Source organism: Flavobacterium sp. TSSA_36, assembly GCF_051547165.1.
In the GTDB taxonomy this organism is placed as follows: domain Bacteria; phylum Bacteroidota; class Bacteroidia; order Flavobacteriales; family Flavobacteriaceae; genus Flavobacterium.
The window spans coordinates 38,281-61,914 of sequence record NZ_JBPTTP010000009.1; the positions used below are offsets into that span (position 1 = coordinate 38,281).

At 33.5% G+C, this 23,634-nt stretch carries 23 protein-coding genes; 10 read left to right on the forward strand and 13 right to left on the reverse strand.

The window, feature by feature from the left end:
- Nucleotides 1–68 precede the first annotated feature (68 nt).
- From ACSVH7_RS14325 to mnmE, 7 genes are all read right to left on the reverse strand, one after another.
- Nucleotides 69–1,361, reverse strand: a complete 1,293-nt coding sequence (locus ACSVH7_RS14325; protein ID WP_438067369.1) for a DUF3987 domain-containing protein — start codon at nt 1,359–1,361, stop codon at nt 69–71.
- Nucleotides 1,348–1,560, reverse strand: coding sequence for a hypothetical protein (locus ACSVH7_RS14330; RefSeq protein WP_438067370.1), 213 nt, complete (start codon nt 1,558–1,560; stop codon nt 1,348–1,350). Before ACSVH7_RS14330 ends, ACSVH7_RS14325 begins: the two co-directional genes overlap by 14 nt.
- A 12-nt stretch (nt 1,561–1,572) precedes the next feature.
- On the reverse strand, nt 1,573–1,908 hold the full coding sequence (locus ACSVH7_RS14335) for a helix-turn-helix domain-containing protein (RefSeq protein WP_315146244.1): 336 nt from the start codon (nt 1,906–1,908) through the stop codon (nt 1,573–1,575).
- A gap of 211 nt (nt 1,909–2,119) precedes the next feature.
- Nucleotides 2,120–3,022: a hypothetical protein gene (locus ACSVH7_RS14340; RefSeq protein WP_438067371.1), complete on the reverse strand. Its 903-nt coding sequence runs from the start codon at nt 3,020–3,022 to the stop codon at nt 2,120–2,122.
- On the reverse strand, nt 3,012–4,148 hold the full coding sequence (locus ACSVH7_RS14345; RefSeq protein ID WP_438067372.1) for a tyrosine-type recombinase/integrase: 1,137 nt from the start codon (nt 4,146–4,148) through the stop codon (nt 3,012–3,014). The genes ACSVH7_RS14340 and ACSVH7_RS14345 overlap by 11 nt, the downstream gene beginning before the upstream one ends.
- Before the next feature lie 10 nt (nt 4,149–4,158).
- On the reverse strand, nt 4,159–4,731 hold the full coding sequence (locus ACSVH7_RS14350) for a helix-turn-helix domain-containing protein (RefSeq protein WP_438067373.1): 573 nt from the start codon (nt 4,729–4,731) through the stop codon (nt 4,159–4,161).
- 243 nt (nt 4,732–4,974) lie between these two features.
- Entirely contained in the window at nt 4,975–6,363 is a 1,389-nt protein-coding gene (mnmE, locus tag ACSVH7_RS14355; protein ID WP_438067374.1) for a tRNA uridine-5-carboxymethylaminomethyl(34) synthesis GTPase MnmE, read from the reverse strand.
- Between the two features lie 27 nt (nt 6,364–6,390).
- Here mnmE and ACSVH7_RS14360 point away from each other — a divergent pair, with 27 nt between their 5' ends.
- The 3 genes from ACSVH7_RS14360 to ACSVH7_RS14370 all read left to right on the forward strand — a co-directional run bounded on the left by ACSVH7_RS14360 (nt 6,391) and on the right by ACSVH7_RS14370 (nt 9,650).
- Nucleotides 6,391–6,648, forward strand: coding sequence for a hypothetical protein (locus ACSVH7_RS14360; protein WP_438067375.1), 258 nt, complete (start codon nt 6,391–6,393; stop codon nt 6,646–6,648).
- A 78-nt stretch (nt 6,649–6,726) separates the two neighbouring features.
- Nucleotides 6,727–7,566 carry a universal stress protein gene (locus ACSVH7_RS14365; RefSeq protein WP_438067376.1) on the forward strand — a complete coding sequence of 280 codons (840 nt, stop codon included), beginning with the start codon at nt 6,727–6,729 and terminating at the stop codon, nt 7,564–7,566.
- A 311-nt stretch (nt 7,567–7,877) separates the two neighbouring features.
- A complete protein-coding gene (locus tag ACSVH7_RS14370; RefSeq protein WP_438067378.1) occupies nt 7,878–9,650 on the forward strand; it encodes a MutS-related protein in 1,773 nt (590 codons plus the stop codon).
- Nucleotides 9,651–10,118: 468 nt separating this feature from the next.
- On the opposite strand, the gene dnaN is transcribed toward ACSVH7_RS14370, so the two are convergent.
- From dnaN to ACSVH7_RS14395, 5 genes are all read right to left on the reverse strand, one after another.
- Nucleotides 10,119–11,237: a DNA polymerase III subunit beta gene (gene dnaN, locus ACSVH7_RS14375; protein ID WP_438067379.1), complete on the reverse strand. Its 1,119-nt coding sequence runs from the start codon at nt 11,235–11,237 to the stop codon at nt 10,119–10,121.
- Between the two features lie 102 nt (nt 11,238–11,339).
- On the reverse strand, nt 11,340–13,025 hold the full coding sequence (gene gldG / locus ACSVH7_RS14380) for a gliding motility-associated ABC transporter substrate-binding protein GldG (protein ID WP_438067380.1): 1,686 nt from the start codon (nt 13,023–13,025) through the stop codon (nt 11,340–11,342).
- The gene (gldF, locus tag ACSVH7_RS14385) at nt 13,025–13,750 is read right to left on the reverse strand and encodes a gliding motility-associated ABC transporter permease subunit GldF (RefSeq protein ID WP_438067381.1); all 726 of its coding nucleotides are present in this window, start codon (nt 13,748–13,750) and stop codon (nt 13,025–13,027) included. The genes gldG and gldF overlap by 1 nt, the downstream gene beginning before the upstream one ends.
- Nucleotides 13,751–13,798: 48 nt before the next feature.
- Nucleotides 13,799–14,095 (reverse strand): putative quinol monooxygenase, encoded by a 297-nt coding sequence (locus tag ACSVH7_RS14390; protein ID WP_438067382.1) that lies wholly within the window; start codon nt 14,093–14,095, stop codon nt 13,799–13,801.
- A 32-nt stretch (nt 14,096–14,127) separates the two neighbouring features.
- Nucleotides 14,128–14,955 carry an SAM hydrolase/SAM-dependent halogenase family protein gene (locus ACSVH7_RS14395; RefSeq protein ID WP_438067383.1) on the reverse strand — a complete coding sequence of 276 codons (828 nt, stop codon included), beginning with the start codon at nt 14,953–14,955 and terminating at the stop codon, nt 14,128–14,130.
- A gap of 108 nt (nt 14,956–15,063) precedes the next feature.
- Here ACSVH7_RS14395 and ACSVH7_RS14400 point away from each other — a divergent pair, with 108 nt between their 5' ends.
- From ACSVH7_RS14400 to ACSVH7_RS14425, 6 genes are all read left to right on the forward strand, one after another.
- Nucleotides 15,064–16,014 carry a PhoH family protein gene (locus ACSVH7_RS14400; protein ID WP_438067384.1) on the forward strand — a complete coding sequence of 317 codons (951 nt, stop codon included), beginning with the start codon at nt 15,064–15,066 and terminating at the stop codon, nt 16,012–16,014.
- An 83-nt stretch (nt 16,015–16,097) separates the two neighbouring features.
- On the forward strand, nt 16,098–16,961 hold the full coding sequence (locus ACSVH7_RS14405) for a Cof-type HAD-IIB family hydrolase (RefSeq protein WP_438067385.1): 864 nt from the start codon (nt 16,098–16,100) through the stop codon (nt 16,959–16,961).
- Nucleotides 16,962–16,997: 36 nt separating this feature from the next.
- A complete protein-coding gene (locus ACSVH7_RS14410) occupies nt 16,998–17,612 on the forward strand; it encodes a hypothetical protein (RefSeq protein ID WP_438067386.1) in 615 nt (204 codons plus the stop codon).
- The gene (locus tag ACSVH7_RS14415; protein ID WP_438067387.1) at nt 17,613–19,967 is read left to right on the forward strand and encodes a prolyl oligopeptidase family serine peptidase; all 2,355 of its coding nucleotides are present in this window, start codon (nt 17,613–17,615) and stop codon (nt 19,965–19,967) included.
- A gap of 88 nt (nt 19,968–20,055) precedes the next feature.
- A complete protein-coding gene (locus tag ACSVH7_RS14420; RefSeq protein ID WP_438067388.1) occupies nt 20,056–21,003 on the forward strand; it encodes a phosphoribosylaminoimidazolesuccinocarboxamide synthase in 948 nt (315 codons plus the stop codon).
- A 291-nt stretch (nt 21,004–21,294) separates the two neighbouring features.
- Nucleotides 21,295–21,705: an ankyrin repeat domain-containing protein gene (locus ACSVH7_RS14425; RefSeq protein ID WP_438067389.1), complete on the forward strand. Its 411-nt coding sequence runs from the start codon at nt 21,295–21,297 to the stop codon at nt 21,703–21,705.
- Nucleotides 21,706–21,770: 65 nt separating this feature from the next.
- On the opposite strand, the gene ACSVH7_RS14430 is transcribed toward ACSVH7_RS14425, so the two are convergent.
- Nucleotides 21,771–22,859, reverse strand: a complete 1,089-nt coding sequence (locus tag ACSVH7_RS14430) for a M42 family metallopeptidase (protein ID WP_438067390.1) — start codon at nt 22,857–22,859, stop codon at nt 21,771–21,773.
- A gap of 80 nt (nt 22,860–22,939) precedes the next feature.
- Between ACSVH7_RS14430 and ACSVH7_RS14435 the strand changes: the two genes are divergently transcribed.
- On the forward strand, nt 22,940–23,614 hold the full coding sequence (locus ACSVH7_RS14435) for a DUF4294 domain-containing protein (RefSeq protein WP_438067391.1): 675 nt from the start codon (nt 22,940–22,942) through the stop codon (nt 23,612–23,614).
- The last annotated feature ends 20 nt before the right edge of the window (nt 23,615–23,634 follow it).

Consider the following 23,634-nt stretch of genomic DNA (forward strand, 5'->3'; position numbering starts at 1 on the left):
TTAAATGCAACTTGCAATTAAGGCTAGTGTTTTTGCTAAGTCCTAATTTTACTAGGGTTTTCAAAGTATTATGGTGGTGTTGTTAGTTGCATGTTGTTGACTACTTTATTCCATTTTCTTGAAATGGTAGATTTATCCAAGCCAGATATAGCCACTACATCTTTTTGAGTAGCCCCATTATTTATAGCTAATTTGATAATCTCTTCTATGGAGGGTTTCTTTGTTGAATTAGAAATGTTTTCTTCTAGTATAATTTTGAAATTAGTAAAATAGAACGCATTGATTTCAATCGCAGTTTCCAAAGTAGTTTCAAGAATAGGCTTGTTGAAATCGCTAGTAGAGGCATTCTCAATCAAATGGACCAAAAGAGTGATTTTATGAATGTTTATTAGCATTTTGGCAAGGTACTCTCGGCTATAATCTGAAAGGATATTTTGTTCATTTATCAAGGATTGCGAATAGTCAAACATTCTTTTTTCAGCTGCTTCATTTAGTTTTAGTGTAATACAATTAATCTCAGTAGTGGCTTCAATTTCATTTCTATATTGTAATACGTTTAGAAGTAAAGTCGCGTATCTGTCAATAGTAATGTCCGATATTTTGTTGATGGATAGTTTAGTATTACAGGTTAATTTTGTGGTGAACAAAAAGCGATCAATCAAGCCACTTTCAAGGTTTCCGTCGGCAAAAAGTTGCGGAACAAACTGGTTTTGAATGGACCCCATTAAGGTGGGATACGATTTTTCGATTCGGTAACTTTCGGTTGTTTTTCTGGAAATGTCAATATGCTTATTGGTGTTTCCTTGTAAAAAAAAGGTGCGCCATGCAGATCCTTCGTTACTATTCTTATTGGCCATTTTTTGTACTAAATAGTAAAGTTCGTCAATGAAGATACCAATGGAATAGGGGTTTTTATGATGTACATATAAGGCCGATTCTATCGTTGCGTCTTGTAAAAACAATTGCTTTCTAAAACAATTGTTGCTCGGGTCCTCCAATTTATTTTTCTTCGCTTCTTGGTAATTTTTGTCATCATTTTTATGGAGTGGTGCAGTTGCTAAATCCATGGCAGGAGATTTACTATCGCCTCTACTTCCTACAATGGCAAAATATAAATTAGAGTAATTGGTATATCCCATTGCATTTATTGAAAAGGATAACCCAATGGCATTGCTAAAAGCAAACAAAATGGAACTCAATAAATATTCCTTGGGTATCCTTTGATGTACAAAAGCATCATAAATTAAATTCCTTATTTCCATAGGAAGTAAGGAAATAATTTGATGTAATTGCTGTGTTGCCACTTCTTTTTTAGTTAAAGTAATACTATCAATAGCATCTTTAATATCATTGATTTTCATATTTAGTAATTGGATTTAAATACATAACATTTTTGGTTTTTAAATCAAAATAGGGTTTAGTTCCATTTGGTTTTTCTGGAAGATTATGAATCAAGTAAAATCGTTGCTTTAAGTTGGAAATAAGAAATTGAAGCGTATTCTTCTCTAACGAAGTTACCTTTTTGCAAAGCTTTTTCTTTGTGTTTTTTTTGAGTTTCATTTTTTAATAAGGTTAAAAAAGACGTCTTTTTGATAAATAGGCATCGGCACGAAGTTCTAATTCTGATTTAGATTCTGTTTTGCCGTTTCTAATCCATTGCAAAATTTCAGATTTTAAGAAGTAAAGTCGTTTTCCTCTTTTATGATAAGGAATTACCTTTTGGTGTGTTAAACCATAAATTGTTGCTTTAGTAAGATTTACAATTTTTGCGGTTTCTTCAATTGATAAAAAAGCATCCTCGTCAGAAGTGTTTGAGGGTTGAATAGCTTTTAAAATTTTCTCCGTAATTTGATCCGTCAGTACTTTTATTCCTGCTTCTGTGATCATGTAGATTTGTTGATTTTCCATGATTCAAATTTGGGGATAATGACTTGTGGATTTTCGTGTGGTAAGTAGTGTAGTTTTTGGTTTGAAAAAAAAGCCAATAAATTCAAGCTTTCCGAGCTTTTTTTTATAGAAAAAGAAAACCCAAATGAGGATTAGATAGTAATCTCATTTGGGTTTTAGTTATTTTCTTGTGGAGAAAAGTAGGTTCTGTTTTCTATTGTTTAGATATGGTTTAGCGTTTTAGCTGTTTATTGTACTCTTTATTAAGTAATTCTTTGATATATTTTGTAGTCTTCGGGAGTAGTAAATCATTTAATTTTTCAATCAATATGTTTAAAAAAGCTATTCTTTCCGTATTGGGGAAAAATTCAATTCCTTTGGTTAAAATTTTATAATTGTTTGAATCTCTATAATTGTTTTCAAAACAGAATTTATCTTTAAAATCGATGATTGTATTCAATCGGATTAATTCTGTGTAAGGTAAATTAAAACCTTCGCTAGAGGGTTCGGTTTTTGGTTCGCTCAATGCTTTGCAAAGGATGTAAAACAAAAAAGCTTTTTCTTCTGATGTTAAATTATTTGGAAGTGAGGTGGTTCCTGAGTTTTTGATTTTCGCATGCTTTACTTCATTATGTTGCTCAAAATCTAAAGAAGGAGCAATTGAAACCAATTCAGATTGTATGGCTGCAATGGAAAAATCACTTAGTTGATTGCATTCGTATTTTGTTTTAAAATAGTCCATTTGTTCACAAAATCGATAATCTACATCGTTGATTCCTTGCAAAATTCCAAGATCTGCACTAAATTTTTTAAAGGTATAGTCTGCAGGAATTTCGGAAGATTTTAGTTTTTTAAATGCCGTTAATACCTCATTTTGGAGTGTAAGTGCAATGCTGTTTTCAGAATAAGTAGATAAGCTTTTTTTAAATACTTTCTCTAATTCAATCAGATATTTACTAGATTTTATCTTGCAGTTATTTACAATTAATTCATTGTTTTTTTTGTTAATCTGCTCTAAGGTAAACGCAAAACTTCTTGAGTTTTTTTTAGCTTCTATTAGGGAATTTTGTATCATTTTTTCACCTAAAGAATACGTTTTATTATAGAAATAATCATAAGTGGTTTTATATTTCATTTAAATTCAGTTTGATACGGTTAGCGGCAACTATTTTGTTTTTGTCCATTATCTTGGTATAAATTTGTGTAGTCGAAACATTTTTGTGACCCAAAAGTTTTGAAACCGTGTAAATATCTGTTCCGTTGGCTAATTGTAAAGTGGCGTAGGTGTGTCTAAAGTTGTGGAAAGAAATTTTCTTGGTTATTCCAGCGTCAGAGAGCCAATTTTTCAAAGGTTTTGTTATTTCTGTATATGCAATAGTACCAAATACAAATTCATTTTCCTTGGTTTGTAAGTTGATAATGTTTAGCACATTTTCAGATATAGGATGATTGTATAAATTACCTGTCTTCTGCTCTCGTACTTTAATGTAATGTCCCTGATGGATATCGGAATAGATATTGCAAAACGGTAAAGTTTTAATGTCTACAAATCGTAATCCAGTCAAAGCTGAAAAAAGTGCCATGTGTTTTAATTTTGTAAAACTACATTCCGTATTCCATAGTTTCTCCAATTCTTTTTCGGATAAGTATTCTCGATACGTTTCTTCTTCTTTTATGTAATCCGCATCGGCAGCAAGATTATGTTCTATTATTTTGTCCTTATATGCCTTTTTTAGAATGAAAATAAAATTTTTGTAATAGGCGGCTGCAGTATTTCTTGATAGCTTCTTTTTTTGTGTTCTTAAGTTTTTTGTCTCAAGTAAAAATGCTCTGTATTTCTTAACATGGTTTTGATCTAGTAAGTTAGCTTGTAATTTGTTTCCAGCGAAAACTTTAAAATAATTCAATGAAGTATTCCAAGTACTATAATTTGATCTGCTCCCTATGTTAAGGTATTCATCTACTATTGAAGCATAATATTCAATGAAGTCTTTATTGTAAATGATGTTTTCTTTAAATCCATATTCTTTCTCTTTAATCTGAGTAAGTCTTTTGGATCGTATCAATTCAGCAAATTCTAAGGTGGATTTGTTGTGGCTTTTTTCAATATCGTTCTTTGGTTTTTCAAATAGCTGTAGCCCTAAAAATTCTCTTCTTGATTCTTTTCCTGTTTTAGGATTAATAATAGGAGGAAAGTAGTCTAAGTATAAACTCGACTTATTATTTGCTAACGCTTTTTTTCGGAGGGTTACATTTGCCATGATTTTTTATTTAATTGAAAATGGAATCAATATCTTCTCTTCTCACCAAAGTATATTTACCTTGTTTTTTCTTAGGTATTTTAAATCGAATAATCAAATTATAAAGTGCACCATTCGAAATATTGTACTTTTCCTGTACTTCTTGAATGGTATATGAATTGTCAAGATTAATATCAATCTCAACTGTTTTTTTGCTGCTTTCTAATTCTTTTAGATTCTTATCAAAATAGGAATCAATATCTTTTCTTCTGATTAATGTTTTTCGTGGTGAAAAAGTAAAGGAATTGATTTCCTTTCTTTCAATTAATCGGTAAAGGGTTTTTGTCGAAATATTCAATAGTAGGGAAGCATCTTTAACCGTCAAAAAATCTCTTCCTTTTATTTCTTCAATTTTTTGGGTTTGTGTATCATTTGATTTTGATAAAGTATCTAAATCACTTTCTTTAATTTTTAAATTCCGAATGATCATCTTATTGTTTCTTCCATTGCAAATAGGTGAGCAAAATCTAGTGCGCGTTGTCTTGGCTACAAATGTATTTTTGCAGTATTCACAAACACGATTTACGCTTAAATTGGAGCTCATTTTTTATTATAATAGTTAGAAATATTAGGACATAAATAGAATTAAGGGTAAATAAGGGACATAATCTGTCCAGTCTTAATGTAAATTTAATAAAAAAAATGGACGAGGTACACTGGAGGTACAAAAAAGCATAAAAAAAAATAATTCAAACCACGACATGAAAAATTGTGAAAATAAAAAACCCTTGAAATTCAAGGGTTAAACTGTGTTATGATTTGGCTTTTCTTGTGAAGTTTTGGGTATTTACTTGCCGATACAAAAATTAGCAAAGATATTCCCCAGTAATTCGTCATTCGTAACTTGACCTGTAATGAGTCCAAATTGGTACAAAGCTTCACGAATATCCAAAGCCATAAGGTCACTAGATAAATTCGTTTCCAGTCCAAATTTTACCTTTTTTATTTCTTCTAAAGCTTTAAGTAACGAATCATAATGTCTTGTATTTGTGACTATTGTTTCGTTATTACGCAAAGCACCAGTGTTAACATATGAAAGCAATTGATGCTTTAAATCCTCGATACCTTCTTTATTTTTAGCGGAAATTAAAAGGATATTTGGAATTTGATTTTGAATGTTTTGAATTTCATTTTCGGATAATAAATCTTTTTTATTCATGATCACCACCAAAGGTTTTAACGGATACTGATTTTTTATTTTTTCAAGTTCCAATTTCACGTTATCCAAAATTCCACCTTTTGGGGTTACTGGGCTTAAATAAATTACGACTTGCGCTTGTTCTATTTTTTCAAAAGTCTTTTGGATGCCAATGCTTTCCACATAGTCTTTCGTTTCTCGAATTCCGGCCGTGTCGATAAATCGAAAACCAATGCCGCCAATGACCAATTCGTCTTCGATAGTATCACGAGTGGTACCCGCAATTTCAGACACAATAGCGCGTTCTTCGTTAAGTATTGCATTCAATAAAGTCGATTTTCCAACATTCGGTTCGCCAACAATAGCCACTGGAATTCCGTTTTTGATTACATTTCCTACTGCAAAAGAATCAATCAAACGTTTCAATACAAATTCAATTCGGTTGACCAATTCGTGAAATTGAGTTCTGTCAGCAAATTCTACATCTTCTTCGGCAAAATCCAATTCCAATTCGATTAGTGAGGCAAAGTTCAACAGTTCTTCGCGTAGTTTAGCAATTTCGTTAGAGAAACCTCCGCGCATTTGCTGCATTGCAATTTGGTGGCTCGCTTCGTTGTCTGACGAAATCAAATCGGCAACGGCTTCGGCTTGGGATAAATCCAATTTTCCATTCAAAAAGGCTCTTAGCGTAAATTCACCGGCATCAGCCATTCTACAACCTTTACGCAATAACAACTGAATAATTTGTTGCTGAATATACGTAGAACCATGACATGAAATTTCAATCGTATTTTCTCCCGTGTAAGAATTAGGTCCTTTAAAAATCGAAACCAATACTTGGTCCAAGGTCTTTTCTCCATCCATAATATGTCCCAAATGCAGCGTATGTGTTTTTTGGGTAGTCAAGTCTTTGTTTTTGATAGAACGAAAAACAGAATGCCCAATTTGAATGGCATCTTGACCAGAAATACGAATGATGGCAATAGCTCCAGCACCCGAGGGAGTAGCTAAAGCAACTATAGAATCGTTTGGAATCATAGGAGGTGACAATTTAAATACAAAAGTATGGAAAAGTATCGGCTTTTCAATTTACTTCGCCACTCAGGGCATTCACTTTCTAAAATTCCTGCTACTACTGCACTAATAAACCTTAAATATTATGTTTTAAAGACGCGAATTTTTAAAGTTGACGGAATTCGTGACGTTCGATTTTTAATTTCGATGACCATTAGTAACAATAGGTGTAATTCGTGGCTTACTTTTTTTATGCGCGAATGCCCTGCCATACTGCTACTTGTGATTGTTTCGGTATCTCATAGTTAAATATTTGGTAAACTGATAAATATCAGGCGATAAAGGCTAAACATTTTATAATTTTAGCAGTACTTTAAACCAAAAGTCATGAAAAAGATATTATTTCCAACAGATTTTTCCGATGTAGCCACTAATGCTTTTGTTCATGCGCTACACTTAGCCGATGTAGTTCAAGGTGAGTTGGTGCTACTACACACCTTTCAGTTACCGGTCGTTGATGGTCAGTTTACACCACTCAATTATTACACTATTTATGAATCCTTACAATTAGCAGAATTTGATGTCTTTAAAGAGCAAATTCCAATGCTACATGCCATTGCTGAAAAAGAAAAACTAGGTCATATAAAAATTACACATCGTTTGATGGACGGCGATTTAGTGACCACTATCCAAACTGTGATCAAAGAAGAAAATATCAATTTTGTAGTGATGGGAACAGCTGGAGCAAATGGTTGGGAAACATTTTTTATAGGGACAAACACCGGTTCAGTGATAAGTTCAGTTTCCGTTCCCGTTTTAAGTGTACCTCTCGTAGCTCCTTACAAAAAAATAAAAACTATAGGATTCACTACTAAATTTAGAGAAAAAGATAAAAATGCCTTACAATTGATTTGCACAATCGCTAAAAAAACAAATGCTGAAGTAAAATGTTTATACGTAAAAACAAATCAATCCGATGTAAAACAAGCTACCATCCAAGAATGGGAAACTCAATTTGCTAACGAACCGGTTCAATTTACAATTCTTCCTTTAGAGGATGTACAAGGGACTATCCTCGATTTTGTATCTCAAAAAAGCATTGATGTTCTGGCAATGGTAACTTACAAACGCAATTTTTTTGTTGAATTATTTAATCCGAGTCTCACCCGAAAATTTTCAGATTATTCAGAAATCCCTATTTTGGCACTACAAAGTGACGAAAAGTAAGCATTGAATCGAGAGACGATAGCGGTTAAAAATACTAATTTTACTTTGGGCGTGCCCCTCCCAATACTTCGACAAGCTCAGTAGGTCGGGTCGGGCTTTACGTTCCCGCTTTTTTTTATCCCTTGAAAAAAGGGATAAAAAAAGAGCTCCACTTCAATCCCTCACGCATACCTGCACACGATTAATTATTGTAATTTAAAGTTTTTTCACCACGCAGCACGCAATGATTAATCTGTGTCAATCTGTGTCTTTTTTCTGCTTTCATAACTTTTGAAAACACTTATATTTGCCTTTCATACTACAATAATCCAATGGAAATTTACAGACAAAAAAAAGCACTTTACGAAGCTCAAGTAAAACAATTGCAACTACACTACAATCGCATTAGCCTTGGGCGCTTAGCGGCTATTTTAGTATTGATTTTGGCTATTTATGGGTATCAAAAAAACGATAGTAATAGCTTAGTCTTTTTAGGTCTTTTAGCCGTTGCCGCTTTTTTTGTTTTAATGCGTTGGCATACTCGCGTAACGTATCAAAAGAAAATCGCCCAAACTTTAGTGGCCATAAATGCTGATGAAATTGATTTTTTAGAACGTAAAAACAGTCCTTTTGAAGATGGAATCGAGTATAATGATTTTCATCATCCGTATGCTTATGATTTGGATATTTTTGGTCAACAGTCTTTATTCCAAAGTCTGAATCGCACCGGAACATTCATGGGAAAAAAAATCTTAGCTTCTCATTTGTTAAAAGTAAATTCGGCAACAGCAATTGAACAAATTCAGGAAGCAATCAAGGAGCTACGTGAAAAATTAGAGTGGCGCCAAACTTTTTTGGCTACCGCCAAAGTTGGGAAAGATAGCGAAGCCATGTATCAAAAACTCTTGCGTTGGAGCGTATTCAATAGTAATCCAGTGCCAAAATTGGCCGTTATTTTTGCTTTTGTTTCTCCCGTTATTTTAGCAATTTTAGGTATAAGTTATGGCTTGACCTCCAGTTTGGTTTTAGCTAAGTCTTTCGGACTTTTATTTATGATTAATCTGGGAGTTTCGGGCATTTTTCTAAAGCGTATTTTGTCTGAAACTGCCCATTCATCGGAAATTAATGCAATTGTCTACAATTACAGCTTACTAATTGAAAAAATTGAAAATGAAAAATTTAGTAGTCACAAAAACATTCATCTACAACAACAATTAGTTCATGAAAATTACAAAGTAAGTCTTCAGTTGAAACAATTATCTGATTTGTTCTCAAAAATGGACAGCACTAGCAATTTATTAACTGCTGTATTATTCAATGGTTTTTTCTTGTATAACATTCATATTTTGCTTGGAGTAGTGAATTGGAAAAAAAATCATGCCATCAATTTAGATCAAAGCTTGTCAGTAATTGGCGAATTTGAAATGCTCAATAGTTTGGCCAATTTTTCATTCAATAATCCTGATTTTGCATTTCCAAAGTTGAATAATGAGCATAAAATTGCTTTTGAAAACCTGAGCCATCCGCTTTTGAATCCCAAAACTAGAGTAGGGAATACGGTGAATTTTCAGCCGCAATCGTTCTTGATTTTGACAGGTTCTAACATGTCTGGCAAAAGTACTTTTTTGCGAAGTTTGGGAGTCAATATGGTTTTGGCAGGAATGGGAGCCCCTGTTTGCGCCACACAAGCGAATGTACATCCTTTACCAGTCTTGGTATCTATGCGATTGTCGGATTCGTTATCGGATAGTGAATCCTACTTTTTTGCCGAGATCAAGCGACTCAAACAAATTATGGATGGATTGGACGAAAGTCCTGCCTTTGTTTTATTGGATGAAATTTTGCGGGGCACGAATTCCGATGACAAGCGCAGCGGAACGATTGAGGTGGTCAAAAAAGTAATTGCCAAAAAAGCCATTGGCGCGATTGCAACCCACGATATTGAGGTTTGTTTGACAACCCACGATTTTTCAAATATTTTGACTAATAAATGTTTCGAAGTCGAAATTAAAAATGATGAGTTGCATTTTGATTATCAATTGCGAGATGGAATTTGTCAAAATAAGAGCGCTACTTTTTTGATGAAAAAGATGGGAGTCATTTAATCAATAGTTTTTTTCTGGATTCCCTGCAAGGTTTTTTTTTGACCTCGTAGGTATTTCGGAATTATAATAATGAGTAAGACCTACAAGGTTTTGAAAACCTTGCAGGTCGTGTAGAGTACCATCAATTTCTGTTATGATTTCCTTCAAGGTCTTTTTTTTTTTTGACCTTGTAGGTATTTTATTGATAATGATTGCAGGAATGAGACCAACTAGGTCTTAAAACTTTGCAGATTCTGTAAACTAAATAACAGCTTCTTTAAGTGCTGCCAAAGAAGCTAAATCTTTCCTTTTAGCCCCGATCGCAGTGGAAATCCTTTGTTGCCGGGGTTCGGCAGCAAAGATTGTAACGTAGAGCGGGACGATGTTTCTAGAAATCCCCATTCTTTCTGCTCCCAAAAAAAAGTCCGTAATTCAATATGGAATTACGGACTTTGATAAAGTATTTTGGTTGGTTGAATAAATAGTGGATTAGCTATTTAGCATTACCGGCATTACTAGCATGGTAACTGTCTCTCCTTCTTCTAAACCATCAACAGGCGTTAAAATTCCCGCACGATTAGGTAAAGACATTTCTAGCATAATCATATCAGATTGAAGATTGGTCAACATTTCGGTTAAGAATCTCGAATTGTATCCAATTTGCATGTCGTCACCTTGATAGTCACAAGTCAAACGTTCTTCGGCTTTGTTGGAATAATCAATATCTTCAGCTGAAACATTCAGCTCTGCACCTGCGATTTTTAAACGAATTTGATGTGTTGTTTTATTTGAAAAAATAGCCACACGACGCACTGAGCTTAAGAAAAGACTACGGTCTATCACTAACTTGTTAGGATTTTCTTTTGGAATTACGGCTTCATAGTTAGGATATTTTCCATCGATCAAACGGCACAACAAGTTATAGTTGTCAAAGGAGAAAGTAGCATTACTAGTGTTGTATTCTATTTTAACCTCAGCATCCGATGTGGAAAGTATATTTTTTAAAATAGTCAATGGCTTTTTAGGCATAATAAAATCTGCTACTTCTGAGGCAGTTACATCAGTACGAGCATATTTTACCAATTTATGAGCATCAGTAGCGACAAATATCAATCCTTCAGGTGAAAACTGAAAAAATACTCCAGACATCACGGGTCTTAAATCATCATTTCCAGCGGCAAAAATAGTTTTGCTAATAGCGGTAGCTAACACATCTGCTGGAACTAAAGTTACTGAAGGTTCGTCCAATTGCATAGCTTTAGGAAATTCGTCTCCTGAGGCGTAGGCTAAGGCATATTTTCCAGAATTAGAGCTAATTTCAATAGTATTATTATCTTCAACTGTAAAAGTCAGCGGTTGTTCTGGGAATGTTTTTAGAATTTCAAGAAGTAATTTTGCTGGTACTGCAACGCTGCCAACACTTGTAGAATCAATTACCAAAGAAGCCGACATTGTTGTTTCTAAATCAGAGGCAGAAACAGTTAATTGATTATTGTCTAATTCAAATAAAAAATTATCCAAAATAGGTAAGGTATTACTACTGTTAATTACGCTTCCTAAGACTTGCAATTGTTTTAATAAGTACGAACTCGATACTATAAATTTCATGGGTATGGTTTTATTTTATTGGATTCTATTTCGACTAGGCTAGAATACCTAACTACAAATATATTGTAAACTAGTTTAGTTTTATATTTTTTTTATTAACACTTATTGGGCATATTTTCGTTTGCGAAGATACGTAAATACTAGACCAAAAACACCTAAAATAAGAATTGGAAGCCCAATTGTTAGTATTTGAATAAAAGTGTATTCTGAATATACTTTTTCTTTATCTAATAATGGGAGGTCTAAATCTTTACTTCTAATGTTGATAAGTCCGTTGTCGTCTAGTAAAAAATTAACACAATTCATTAAAAAATCTTTGTTGTCATAAAGATTGCCAGAACGTTGGTCATAACCTAGTTCTACTGGTAGCTCATTTTTGTCAAGTTGATTACGCAAGATATCACCATCAGAAACAATTATCATTTTTGTAGGATTACTTTTGTTTTTAAAATTACTTTGCTCAAAAGCTTGAATTCTATTTTCAAAAGCAGAACTAAATGAACCTTCTAACAAAATGGCTACAGGAATATTTCCTGTATTTGGATAATCCTCTGGAGTAGTCGTTTCTGATACCATCGACAAGTTAATTTCGGTAGGCGTACCGATTCGTTTGGAATAGGGTGAGGACTGTAAAAGAATTGTTTTGTTTATTCCATTTTTTAAAGTATCAATAGAATTGGTAAAATCGAGTTTGATACCTCCTAGATTTTTTACGATGGGATGTTTGCTTGTTGGAGTCACTAAAGGAGCATATTTCCAATTGAATTGTTGAAAACGAGTAGCACTTCCGGGTTCACCAGAAGCTAACTGTATTGGACTTCCTTGTTCATCTTTAACAAGATCAGGATTGATTCTGACACCATATTTAAACAACATATCATTAATATTCAAATCTCTTGGAAAGGCTAGATTTGCGCCAGATGGATTGTATAAACTATCGATCTCAGCCACTACTTGGTCTAAAAGCCAAATGGTTTTACCTCCATTCATCAGGTATTGATCCAATACTTGTTTTTCGCTTTCACTAAAGGCTTCGGTAGGTTTTGCAATTATAGCTAAGTCATATTTTTTTAAGGCTGTTAAACTTCCTGCGGGATCTTTTGCTATTGAGTCAAGGGTAAAAGGAGCAATAAAATAACGCTCTCTTATTTGTAATAAAAATTTAGCAATAAAAGCTTCTTTTAGTTCACCATTACCTTTAAGGATAGCCACTTTTTTTTGTTTGTCTTTGGATATTTTACTAAAAGCATCTGAAAAAGAATATTCTAAATGTTGTACAGATCCTATTACTTTCTGAGTAGTAGAAGTTCCCATTTGATTTTTTAACAATGGAATTGCCACTTCTTTGCCGTCATATGCAGCAATAGCCCAAGGAAACACCATAGCTTGTGATTGTTTTCCTTTGTCATCTACAGTTATATTTATGGGTGTTAACCCTTTTTTGTATAAGTCCTTGAGAAGATCCATACTTTCTTCTTCATTTTCCATTGGATCTACAAATTCAACGACAATTTGGTTGTTGTAGGCTTGGAATTCTTCTATAATTTGTTTGGTTTCTAGTTGTAAACGCTTGAATTCTGCGGGTAATTCACCTCCCATATATACTTTGATAGCTAAAGGATTTTTTACTTCTTTTACTATACTTAATGAAGTAGTGGATAGGGTATATCTTTTATCCTTAGTTAAATCTAATCGATAGAAGAAAAAAGTACCGATGATTTGCAATGTCAAAACGATTGCAATGGTATAGAATAATTGAGTATAGTTATTTTTTTGGGAGACTTTCATTACGCTTTAAAAGATTTTAGGTTAAATACAGTAAGGGATAAAAATAAAACCGTGATACTTGTAAAATAACTTATGTCCCTCGTATCCAAAACGCCTCGGCTCATACTTTTAAAATGATCTTGCATACCAAAATAAGTGATATATGCACTCCATCCTTTAAAAACGCGGGACAATCCTTCAAATCCAAAATAAAAAACAAAGCATAGGAAAACGGCAATGATGAAGGCTACAATCTGATTTTCTGAAAGAGTAGAAGTAAAGATACCAATGGCAGTATATCCTCCAATCAAGAATAGTAATCCGAAATAAGAGCCAATAGTGCTGCCCATGTCAATATTGCCTTCGGGGAATCCAAGGCTTGAAATAATAAAGACATATAAAAAAGTGGGTAAAATTGCGATAACTATAAGTGAAAATGCTCCAAAAAATTTACCACCAGCAATTTCCCAAATATTCAAAGGTTTCGTTAATAATAATTCTAAGGTACCTTGTTTTCTTTCATCTGAAAAACTTCGCATGGTAACGGCAGGAATTAGAAAAAGGAGAATCCAAGGTGCTAAAGTGAAGAAAGGTGTTAAATCTGCAAATCCAGAGGTAAGAATGTTGTATTCTCCTTCAAAAACCCAAAGGAAAAGTCCATTCAGGAGTAAAAATAGTGCGATGACCAAATAGCCAACGGGCGATCCAAAAAAGGATTTTATTTCTCTAATGATAATAGATTTCATTTTTTATGTAATTTGAAAAGTTTTATTTATTTAGTATTGCATCAAAAATTACGGCAAACTTATTAATTTGTCTACACTCCAAGCTTCAGGTTTATCATTAAATAGCTGCTTAGTAAACGTCCATACTTCATTAAATAAGGCAGACTTTCTGTAGTTTTCAAGATCAGCTTCTGTTTCCCAATAACTGTAAGTAAAAAACACATTTTCATTCATCTTATCTTGATATAATTCCAACAAACGATTCCCTGGAGCTTGACGAATTTGGTCTTTCATTACGTTAAAATTGTCTAAGAAAACTGTAATGTGTTCTGGATGAAAACTCAATTTTACAATTCGTACAAACATGATACTATTTTGAAGTTAATGTGATTTAAGTATTAAGTAAAAATAACCGTTATAGGATCTCTATAATTCAAACCTAGTAAGCTGTGTGCGGATCCAACTTTTGAAGGATTACTTCGGTAGATAGCAATCTCCAAATAGCCAGCTTCATTGAATAAAGCTAACTTATCACCCTCGAAATATTTAGGAGGAAATTTATTAGAAGTGGCAATTGCGGAGTATTTTGGAACTATAGATTTAATACTTTTTGACTTTAATAAAATCTCAAAAGAACGCCCTTTACCAGCTTCAATAAAGTGTTTTTTCGTAATGTTACTGACCACATTGCCAAAATGATCTATATAGATAACACAGCCCGAAAGTTGGTTACCTTGATCATTAAGGTTGACTTTCATTTCTGTCACTTCTTTTATTGATATGATTTCTTTACCAATAACATTTAATGAACCTCCGTTTGCCAAATGGCTGGCAACTTGCACAAAAACTTCCAAATCTGTTGCACCTTCGTGTAATCGATCATGAATATTGATGGCAACCATTTTTTGCGGAATAATTTTTTGACATAGCATACTCAAGATACCATTATCGGCAGCGATGAAGAAATGATCGTTCCACTCTATGGCTATATGCTGATTCTCTTTGGTCAATTCAATGTCGACACCAATTAAATGCACGGTTCCCTTTGGAAAACTACTGTAAGCTGCATTTAAAATGTAGCTAGCTTCCACAATGTTAAAAGGATCAATATCGTGTGAAATATCTACTACTTTACATTCTGGATTAATCGTTAATAGCTTTCCCTTTAGTGCGCCCACAAAGTAGTCTTTCAATCCATAATCGGTAGTAAGAGTAATTATTGACATAATTTTGTTTATAACTATTTAGGGCAATGAAAAGCTATTTTTATTAAATTTGAGAGTTGCAAAGCTACTAATTTAAGCGATTATTTTTTAATTAAAAACCACTCCATTTTGAACGAAAGAACCATTGAGCTAAACGATATTGCTCCAAAAGAATTTTGGGGAACGCAAGATTCTCATCTTGAATTGATTAAGAAGTATTACCCTAAACTTAAAATCGTAGCACGTGGATCAACTTTAAAAGCTTTTGGCGAAAAAGAGGTCTTGGACGAGTTTGAAAAACAGTTTCAAAGACTCATGTTACATTTTTCTCGTTACAATACAATTGACCTAAATGTGATTGAAAGGGTCATCTTGAATGATAATGATGAACATAAGAAAAATCTAGATTACGATAAGATTTTAGTACATGGAGTAGGGGGGAAAATCATTAAGGCTATGACTCCAAACCAACAATTGTTGGTAGATACGTTACATAAAAACGATATGGTTTTTGCTGTCGGACCTGCAGGTACGGGCAAAACATATACAGGGGTAGCCATGGCCGTGAAAGCCTTAAAAGAAAAACAAGTCAAAAGAATAATTTTAACTCGACCTGCAGTAGAAGCTGGAGAAAATCTGGGCTTCTTGCCTGGTGATATGAAAGAAAAATTGGATCCGTACATGCAACCGCTTTATGATGCTTTGCGTGATATGATTCCAAATGAAAAGTTAGAAGACTTTATTACCAAAGGGATTATTCAAATTGCTCCTTTGGCTTTCATGAGGGGCCGAACTTTAGATCATGCTTTCGTAATTTTGGATGAAGCACAAAACACCACACATTCTCAGATGAAAATGTTTTTAACGCGTATGGGTAAATGTGCAAAATTCATGATTACAGGGGATCCCGGACAAGTAGATTTACCTAGAAGAACTATTTCTGGACTAAAAGAAGCCTTATTGGTCTTAAAAGATATAGAAGGAATTGGCATTATTTATTTAGATGACAAAGATATTGTCCGTCATCGATTAGTGAAAAAAGTAATCGATGCCTACAAGCAGATAGAGAATAATGATTAAAAAAATTAGTTTTAGTTAATTCAGCGAAAAGAGTGAACCTGCCAGGTTTTTCTTTTCGCTTTATGTTTTAAATTATAAAAGTAATGAGCGCAGGAAAAAAAATGAAGAGAGACAACCAACAACCAATTAAAGTAATAATTTCTGATTTAGATGGGACCTTATTGAATGCGAACCATCAAATTACGCCTTTTACTAAAAAAGTATTTAAAAAGTTACACCTTCAAGGATACAAAATTATAATTGCTACGGGTCGACATCATTTGGATGCAAAAGCCATTGTAAATGAATTGGAAATCCCTTTTTATCTTGTGACTTCGAACGGTGCCAGAATTCATTGTCCTGACGAAACACTTCTTTTTTCTCTTACTATTGATAGCCAAATTATACAATCAGTATTTGATTTACAGATCGACCCAAATATAACAGCAGTATTGTTCAAAGAAACAGAATGGTTGACTTCTAAAACCAACCAAAAAATTAGTAGTTTTCAAAAAGATTTATCTTACCCACCCCGAGTAGTTGATTTTAAAAAATTAAAAGATTTTAGTGCCATCAAACTTTTTTTTACGCATGATGACCATGATGTATTAGTCACCTTAAAAGAGGCGATTATGAAAACGCATTCTGATGCTCTTTCTTTCGCGTTTAGTTTGCCTTTTTGTCTTGAATTTATGGACAAATCAATTGATAAAAGTATGGCTATTGCTAAAATTTTAGTAAGGGAATCCCTTACTTTTGATCAAACCATTGCTTTTGGAGACGGTTTTAATGATGAAAAAATGTTACAAGCAGTGGCCAAAGGTTTGGTGATGCAAAATGCGCCTCAAAATTTAAAAGATCAATTACGACACCTTGAAGTAATTGGCTCGAATGAAGAAGATGCAGTTGCTCATTATCTAAATGAGATGATTTTTTTTTTAAAGAAAATGAAACACAACTTTTTTTGAAATATTGAATAATCTATATAACTAATTTTTATACTTATGGAAAAATTTTGGAATAATGTGAAAAATAATACAATAGCAGGTGTGCTGTTTTTATTGCCCCTTTATGTTTTGATGATGATTATTCAAAAAACATTTGTTTTTTTTGCCAAGTTTGGTAGCGGTATGGCAAAGTATTTTGGTTTAGAAAATTTTTTAGGCAAAAACATGGCTAATATTTTCGGTGTCATTTTACTTTTTTCCTTTTTAATGGTTTGTGGTTTTCTAGTTCGTCTCAGTTTTTTTAAACGTATAAGTGACTCCATTGATGAGAAACTTAAAATTTTCATTCCAGGCTATGAAAAACATAAAGAAATGGCAAAGCAAAAATTAATTAAGGAGGATAAAAAAGAAGAAACACCGATTACGCCTCCCAAAATTCCAGTTTTGTATCAACATCATGGAAGTTGGTTTCCAGCATTTTTAAAAGAAAAAAATGATAAGGGGGAAGCAGTTATATATCAGATGAATTCTAATTCCATCACAGAAACAGGATTTTATGTAACATCCATTGAAAATATTAAAATTTTAAACGGTGTGACTGAAGCAGAATTTATCAATTCAATCAACAACAACGGCGAAGGATTTTTAGAATTAATTAAAAAACAAGAATAAATGTTACAAAACAAATGGCCCCTTTTTTTACTTTTAACTACTTTTCTGGGTTACAACCAATCGCTAAAATTGGAAGAAATCATGAAAGGAAATGATTTCATCGGTTGGCAACCTGAAAATCCTCGTTGGTCCGCAGACGGGCAAAAAGTGTTTTTTGAATGGAATCCCAACAAAGAATGGGGAGCAAGTACGTATTTTTGGCAAAAAGGAGTTTCAGTACCAAAACTAGCCACACCTGAAGAAGCTGCTTTTTCAAGATTTAATATCAAATTCAACAAAAATGGGACCATTGGCTATTACACCAATAAAGGCGCTATTTATTCGTATTCGATAAAAAACAAAGCAACCAAAAAACTTTATGCAACTACTGCCGCTATTGCTAATTTGGAGTTAGCAAGTAAAGATGGGGTATTATTTTTTGAGCAAAATGAAAATTTGATGCAGTTTGATACCAAAGAAGGAACTTTGATTCAGATGACTAATTTTAAAAAAGGCACTTTAAAGCCCAAAAAAGAGGAGGAGATATCATTTTTGAAAACACAACAAACAGAACTTTTTCAATTCATTAGGGACCAAGAAGCTAAAAAGAAATGGAATGCTGATCGTGCAAAATCCATAAAATCTGATTTTCCTAAGGAATATTGGTATGGTGACGATAATTTGGAAGCTTTTAAAATGAATCCAAATGGGAAATATGCCACTTTTCGACTCACCGAAGAGGCTAAAAATAAAAGTGAAAAAATGGAAGTTTTCATCACCGCTGACGGCTACAACCAATCGCCAGATACGAAAGAGAAAGTGTCTGTCAAAAATTTAGTAAATACTAAAATGGGAATTTATAATGTAGCGAAAGATACCGTATACATGATTAATTTTTCAAAATTATCACACCTCAAGGAGCAACCAGAATATTATGCGTTGTATGATAATTTAAAAAAGAAAGAGAAAGAAGATAAATTAATTGTTGCTCAAGATCCGGTGTATAACGAAACAGGTTCTTTGGCTGTGGTAGAAATCAGAAGCCAAGATAATAAAGATCGTTGGTTAGTGAACCTCAATTTAGAAAACGGTACTTTCGAAGAGATAGAACATCAACATGATGAGGCTTGGATTGGTGGTCCGGGGATTCCATCTTATTCATTTACATCCGGAAGTTTAGGCTTTTTGTATGACAATGAAACTATTTATTTTCAATCTGAAGCGACTGGATTTTCTCATTTGTATACTTTTAATCTAAAAACTAAAAAGAAAACACAGTTGACTAGTGGTAAATGGGAGGTTCGTGACGTAACCTTGTCCAAAGATAAAAAAGTATTTTACCTATCAACGAATACCACGCATCCTGGAAATCGTGAATTTTATAAATTGAATGTTAGTGATAAGGCCTTGCAACCTATATTGACAGCCGATGGAGCACACGAAGTAAGTTTGTCACCAGATGAAACAACACTTTTAGTTCGATATTCGTATAAAGACAAACCATGGGAATTGTATTTAGCTTCTAATGTAAAAAACGCAAAGCTTAATCCTATTACAAGTTCTGCATCCGAAGCTTTCAAAAGCTACAAATGGAAAAAACCGGAAGTAATAACCTATAAAGCACAAGATGGCACTTCCGTTTACGCAAGATTGTATCAACCTGAAGTGGCGAAATCCAATACAGCTGCGGTAATTTTTGTACATGGCGCGGGATATTTACAAAACGCCCACAATTATTGGAGTAATTACCATAGAGAATACATGTTCCATAATTTATTGACGGATTTAGGCTATACTGTTTTGGATATTGATTACAGAGGGAGTGATGGATATGGAAGAGATGTAAGAACGGGGATTTATCGTTTTATGGGAGGAAAAGACCTCTCAGATCAAATAGATGGAAAAAAAGTATTGGTCGACAAATACGGAATTGACCCTAATCGAGTAGGTATTTATGGTGGATCCTATGGTGGTTTTATTACTTTGATGGCAATGCTTACGACTCCAAAAGAGTTTGCTTCGGGAGCGGCCTTACGTTCGGTAACCGATTGGGCTCATTACAATCATGGGTATACAGGTAATATTTTAAATTTCCCTGAAACAGATCCTTTGGCGTTTCAAAAAAGTTCTCCTATTTACTATGCAGATAAGTTAGAAGGCAACTTATTAATGCTTCATGGAATGGTAGATGACAATGTAGAATACAAAGATATCGTTCGTATTTCTCAACGATTTATCGAATTAGGAAAGAAAAACTGGAGTCTAGCTTCGTTCCCTGTAGAAGCTCATGGTTTTAGAGAAACCTATTCATGGGTAGACGAATACCGTAGAATTTTGCAATTGTTCGAATCAACCATCGGAAAAAAAAGAGAGTAAGTAAATTATACCAACGCTTTTCTTTGCTTGCTCCTAGAAATAGTTTTAAATTTGCGTTCTTTAAAAAAAACACACAACATACAACACAATGAGTACAACGATTACGACTACTAATTTTAATTTTCCAAATCAAAAATCTGTTTATCGCGGAAAAGTTCGGGAGGTATATAATATCAATGATGAACTTTTAGTGATGGTGGCAACCGATAGACTATCAGCTTTTGATGTAGTTTTACCAAAAGGCATTCCTTACAAAGGGCAAATTTTAAATCAAATTGCGACTAAGTTCATGGAGTTGACTAAGGATATAGTTCCTAATTGGTTAGTAGCTACGCCAGATCCAAGTGTGGCTGTGGGGCATTTGTGTACGCCTTTCAAAGTAGAAATGGTGATTCGTGGCTATCTTTCGGGACATGCGGCTCGTGAATATGCTGCGGGTAAAAGAACGCTTTGCGGAGTAGCAATGCCAGAAGGCCTAAAGGAAAATGATCAGTTTCCGGAACCTATTATTACGCCTACCACCAAAGCGGATAATGGTGAACATGATGCCGACATTTCAAGAGAAGCTATCTTGTCTAGCGGTATTGTGACCGAGGAAGATTATCTGGTACTAGAAAAGTACACTCGAGCTTTATTTCAAAGAGGTACCGAAATAGCTGCAAGTCGTGGATTGATTTTAGTGGATACTAAATATGAATTTGGTAAAACCAAAGAGGGACAAATCGTTTTAATTGATGAAATTCACACACCAGATTCTTCTCGCTATTTTTATTTAGAAGGGTATCAAGAGCGTCAGGATAAAGGAGAAGAACAAAAACAATTATCTAAAGAGTTTGTACGCCGATGGTTGATTGAAAACGGATTTCAAGGTAAAGAAGGACAACAAATCCCTGAAATGACTGAAGAATACATTGAATCAGTTTCTGAACGTTACATCGAATTGTATGAAAATATCATTGGCGAGAAATTCATAAAAGCTGATATTACAAATATTAACGAACGTATTGAGAATAATGTTTTGAATTATTTGAAATAGTGTTCGATTTAATTCTTACGATTCAAGCCTCATATCTTAAAAGTATGAGGCTTTTTTTATGCTATGGATAATGTGAAATGATAGTTAATTTTTTAAAGTAATGTAACAATAACTATTGGATAACGTCTATTGTAGTAGTATGTTTTAATTTTGAAGTGTCTAAAATTCAGGGATTTACTAATTAGTTAAATATTAGTTAATAAATAGTACCTTGTAATGCATATATCAATAAAATAAGTACATTTGAATAGAATTTCAATCATCAATCATTAATCAAAAATCACAATCATCATGAAAAAAACAATCATTTATTTAGGTTTAGTAGTAACATTGTCAGCTTTTACTACAAAAGTAACAGCATCAAATGCAAGAGTAGTATTAAAAGAGGCTTCCGTTGTTGTCGATTATGCAGAGGCAACCCCACTTCATGTGGCTATTTATAAAGGAGAAATTGAATTTATAAAAAAGTTAATTGAGTATGGTGCCGAGGTAAACGAGAGATCCTACGGCTTGACTCCATTAATGATAGCTGCCAGATATAATAAAGTGGAAATTATGAAACTTTTAATTGCTAAAGGGGCTAAAGTTTCCGAAAAAACATCTTTTGGAATTGATGCCATGAAATACGCTCAATTATCGAATGCAAAAGAAGCTTTTGTTTTTCTTCAATTAAATAAAGCGGCTGCTATTGCACAACGTTAGAATAAGCAGATCTACTTTTCAATCAAAAAAAAACTCCGTTATTAACGGAGTTTTTTATGAAATCTTTATTTGAAATACGAAAACGTTTCGTTGTTTTCAATTTTCAAAAGTGTTTCATAGATCAATTGAATCACATGTTCAACATCATCACGATGTACCATTTCTACAGTAGTGTGCATATAGCGTAGCGGTAACGAAATTAGAGCAGAGGCAACTCCACCATTACTATAAGCAAAAGCATCTGTGTCTGTTCCGGTAACACGAGAGGAAGCTAAACGCTGAAATGGAATACCTTTCTCAGAAGCAGTATCCAAAATAAGTTCTCTAAGATTGTTTTGTACAGCTGGAGCGTAGGTAATTACTGGGCCTTTTCCTATTTTGGTTTCTCCTTCGATTTTTTTGTCAATCATCGGAGTTGTCGAATCATGGCAAACATCAGTTACAATGGCAACATTAGGTTGTATCGTTTGAGTTATCATTTCAGCACCTCTTAACCCTACCTCTTCTTGAACCGCATTGGTGATATAAAGTCCAAAAGGAAGTTTTTTCTTGTTTTCATGTAACAATCGAGCAACCTCTGCTATCATAAATCCTCCCATTCGATTATCAATCGCACGGCAAACAAATTTATTTTCATTCATAATCATGAATTCGTCGGGATAAGTGATCACACAGCCCACATGAACTCCTAATTTCTCAACTTCTTCTTTGGTTTCACATCCCAAATCAATAAAAATGTTACTCGTTTTAGGAGTTTCTTCCTTGTCTCTTTGACGCGTATGTATCGCAGGCCAACCAAAAACACCTTTTACTATTCCTTTCTTGGTATGAATATTTACTCGTTTTGAAGGAGCAATTTGATGATCTGAACCTCCATTTCGAATTACATAAACCAAACCATCTTCAGTTATATAGTTTACATACCAAGCTATCTCATCCGCATGACCTTCTATAACTACTTTAAAAGGAGCGTCAGGATTGATAACTCCTACTGCAGTTCCATACGTATCAGTGATAAATGTATCTACAAATGGCCGCAAATAATCCATCCAGATTTTTTGACCTTCCCATTCGTATCCTGTTGGAGAGGGGTTATTTAAATATTTTTCTAAAAAAACCAACGAATCGGCATTCAAAATTGACTTCGAACTCATAATAATTATTTTTCGCTAAATTATAAATTTGGCATCAGACTTGCATATAAATTTTTAATTTTGAATCATAAAAAATAATCATGAACAGAATTTACCTTTTTTTGCTATTCCTTATAGGTTCCAATTTAATGCAAGCACAAATAATCAAAAAAGATTCGCTAACTACTCAAGAGTTACTTATTGAAAATGACAGTATCTTAAGTGATACAATTTTGTTACCCGAGATAATTATTAGTAAACAAAACTTAAGTCTTGAAGATAAAAAACAGTTTCTTATTCTTCAAAATAGAGTATATAAAACCTATCCTTATGCAAAATTTGCTTCTGAAAGATTGGTAGCGCTAAGAAAAGGAATGTCATATTTGAAAACAAACAAGGAGAAAAAGAAGTACTTCAAAATTGTGGAAGACTATCTTACTAATGAATTTGAGGATAAACTCAAAAAGCTTTCTAGAAAACAAGGTCAAATATTAGTGAAACTAATACATCGTCAAACAGGGATTACCACATATGATTTAGTTACTGATCTAAAAAATGGATGGAAGGCCTTTTGGGCTAACACTACAGCTCGTGTTTTTGATATTAATCTAAAAACTAAATACCAGCCTTATGAAGTGAATGAAGATTTTCTTATAGAAACAATATTAACTCGTGCTTTTGATTCTGGGCGATTACAAAATCAGCCCTCAGCATTTCCTATTAACTTCGAGGATTTGAATCAAGCTTGGTTAACAAAAGCAAATACCCAAAAATAGGCCTTACAACACCTACATTT

What these genes read in the sequence shown, in the direction of transcription:
- ACSVH7_RS14325 (WP_438067369.1), bottom strand. Translation starts at nt 1,361, where the DNA reads ATGAAAATCAATGATATTAAAGATGCTATTGATAGTATTACTTTAACT.
- ACSVH7_RS14330 (WP_438067370.1), bottom strand. Translation starts at nt 1,560, where the DNA reads ATGAAACTCAAAAAAAACACAAAGAAAAAGCTTTGCAAAAAGGTAACT.
- ACSVH7_RS14335 (WP_315146244.1), bottom strand. Translation starts at nt 1,908, where the DNA reads ATGGAAAATCAACAAATCTACATGATCACAGAAGCAGGAATAAAAGTA.
- ACSVH7_RS14340 (WP_438067371.1), bottom strand. Translation starts at nt 3,022, where the DNA reads ATGAAATATAAAACCACTTATGATTATTTCTATAATAAAACGTATTCT.
- ACSVH7_RS14345 (WP_438067372.1), bottom strand. Translation starts at nt 4,148, where the DNA reads ATGGCAAATGTAACCCTCCGAAAAAAAGCGTTAGCAAATAATAAGTCG.
- ACSVH7_RS14350 (WP_438067373.1), bottom strand. Translation starts at nt 4,731, where the DNA reads ATGAGCTCCAATTTAAGCGTAAATCGTGTTTGTGAATACTGCAAAAAT.
- mnmE (WP_438067374.1), bottom strand. Translation starts at nt 6,363, where the DNA reads ATGATTCCAAACGATTCTATAGTTGCTTTAGCTACTCCCTCGGGTGCT.
- ACSVH7_RS14360 (WP_438067375.1), top strand. Translation starts at nt 6,391, where the DNA reads ATGGAAAAGTATCGGCTTTTCAATTTACTTCGCCACTCAGGGCATTCA.
- ACSVH7_RS14365 (WP_438067376.1), top strand. Translation starts at nt 6,727, where the DNA reads ATGAAAAAGATATTATTTCCAACAGATTTTTCCGATGTAGCCACTAAT.
- ACSVH7_RS14370 (WP_438067378.1), top strand. Translation starts at nt 7,878, where the DNA reads ATGGAAATTTACAGACAAAAAAAAGCACTTTACGAAGCTCAAGTAAAA.
- dnaN (WP_438067379.1), bottom strand. Translation starts at nt 11,237, where the DNA reads ATGAAATTTATAGTATCGAGTTCGTACTTATTAAAACAATTGCAAGTC.
- gldG (WP_438067380.1), bottom strand. Translation starts at nt 13,025, where the DNA reads ATGAAAGTCTCCCAAAAAAATAACTATACTCAATTATTCTATACCATT.
- gldF (WP_438067381.1), bottom strand. Translation starts at nt 13,750, where the DNA reads ATGAAATCTATTATCATTAGAGAAATAAAATCCTTTTTTGGATCGCCC.
- ACSVH7_RS14390 (WP_438067382.1), bottom strand. Translation starts at nt 14,095, where the DNA reads ATGTTTGTACGAATTGTAAAATTGAGTTTTCATCCAGAACACATTACA.
- ACSVH7_RS14395 (WP_438067383.1), bottom strand. Translation starts at nt 14,955, where the DNA reads ATGTCAATAATTACTCTTACTACCGATTATGGATTGAAAGACTACTTT.
- ACSVH7_RS14405 (WP_438067385.1), top strand. Translation starts at nt 16,098, where the DNA reads ATGAGCGCAGGAAAAAAAATGAAGAGAGACAACCAACAACCAATTAAA.
- ACSVH7_RS14410 (WP_438067386.1), top strand. Translation starts at nt 16,998, where the DNA reads ATGGAAAAATTTTGGAATAATGTGAAAAATAATACAATAGCAGGTGTG.
- ACSVH7_RS14415 (WP_438067387.1), top strand. Translation starts at nt 17,613, where the DNA reads ATGTTACAAAACAAATGGCCCCTTTTTTTACTTTTAACTACTTTTCTG.
- ACSVH7_RS14420 (WP_438067388.1), top strand. Translation starts at nt 20,056, where the DNA reads ATGAGTACAACGATTACGACTACTAATTTTAATTTTCCAAATCAAAAA.
- ACSVH7_RS14425 (WP_438067389.1), top strand. Translation starts at nt 21,295, where the DNA reads ATGAAAAAAACAATCATTTATTTAGGTTTAGTAGTAACATTGTCAGCT.
- ACSVH7_RS14430 (WP_438067390.1), bottom strand. Translation starts at nt 22,859, where the DNA reads ATGAGTTCGAAGTCAATTTTGAATGCCGATTCGTTGGTTTTTTTAGAA.
- ACSVH7_RS14435 (WP_438067391.1), top strand. Translation starts at nt 22,940, where the DNA reads ATGAACAGAATTTACCTTTTTTTGCTATTCCTTATAGGTTCCAATTTA.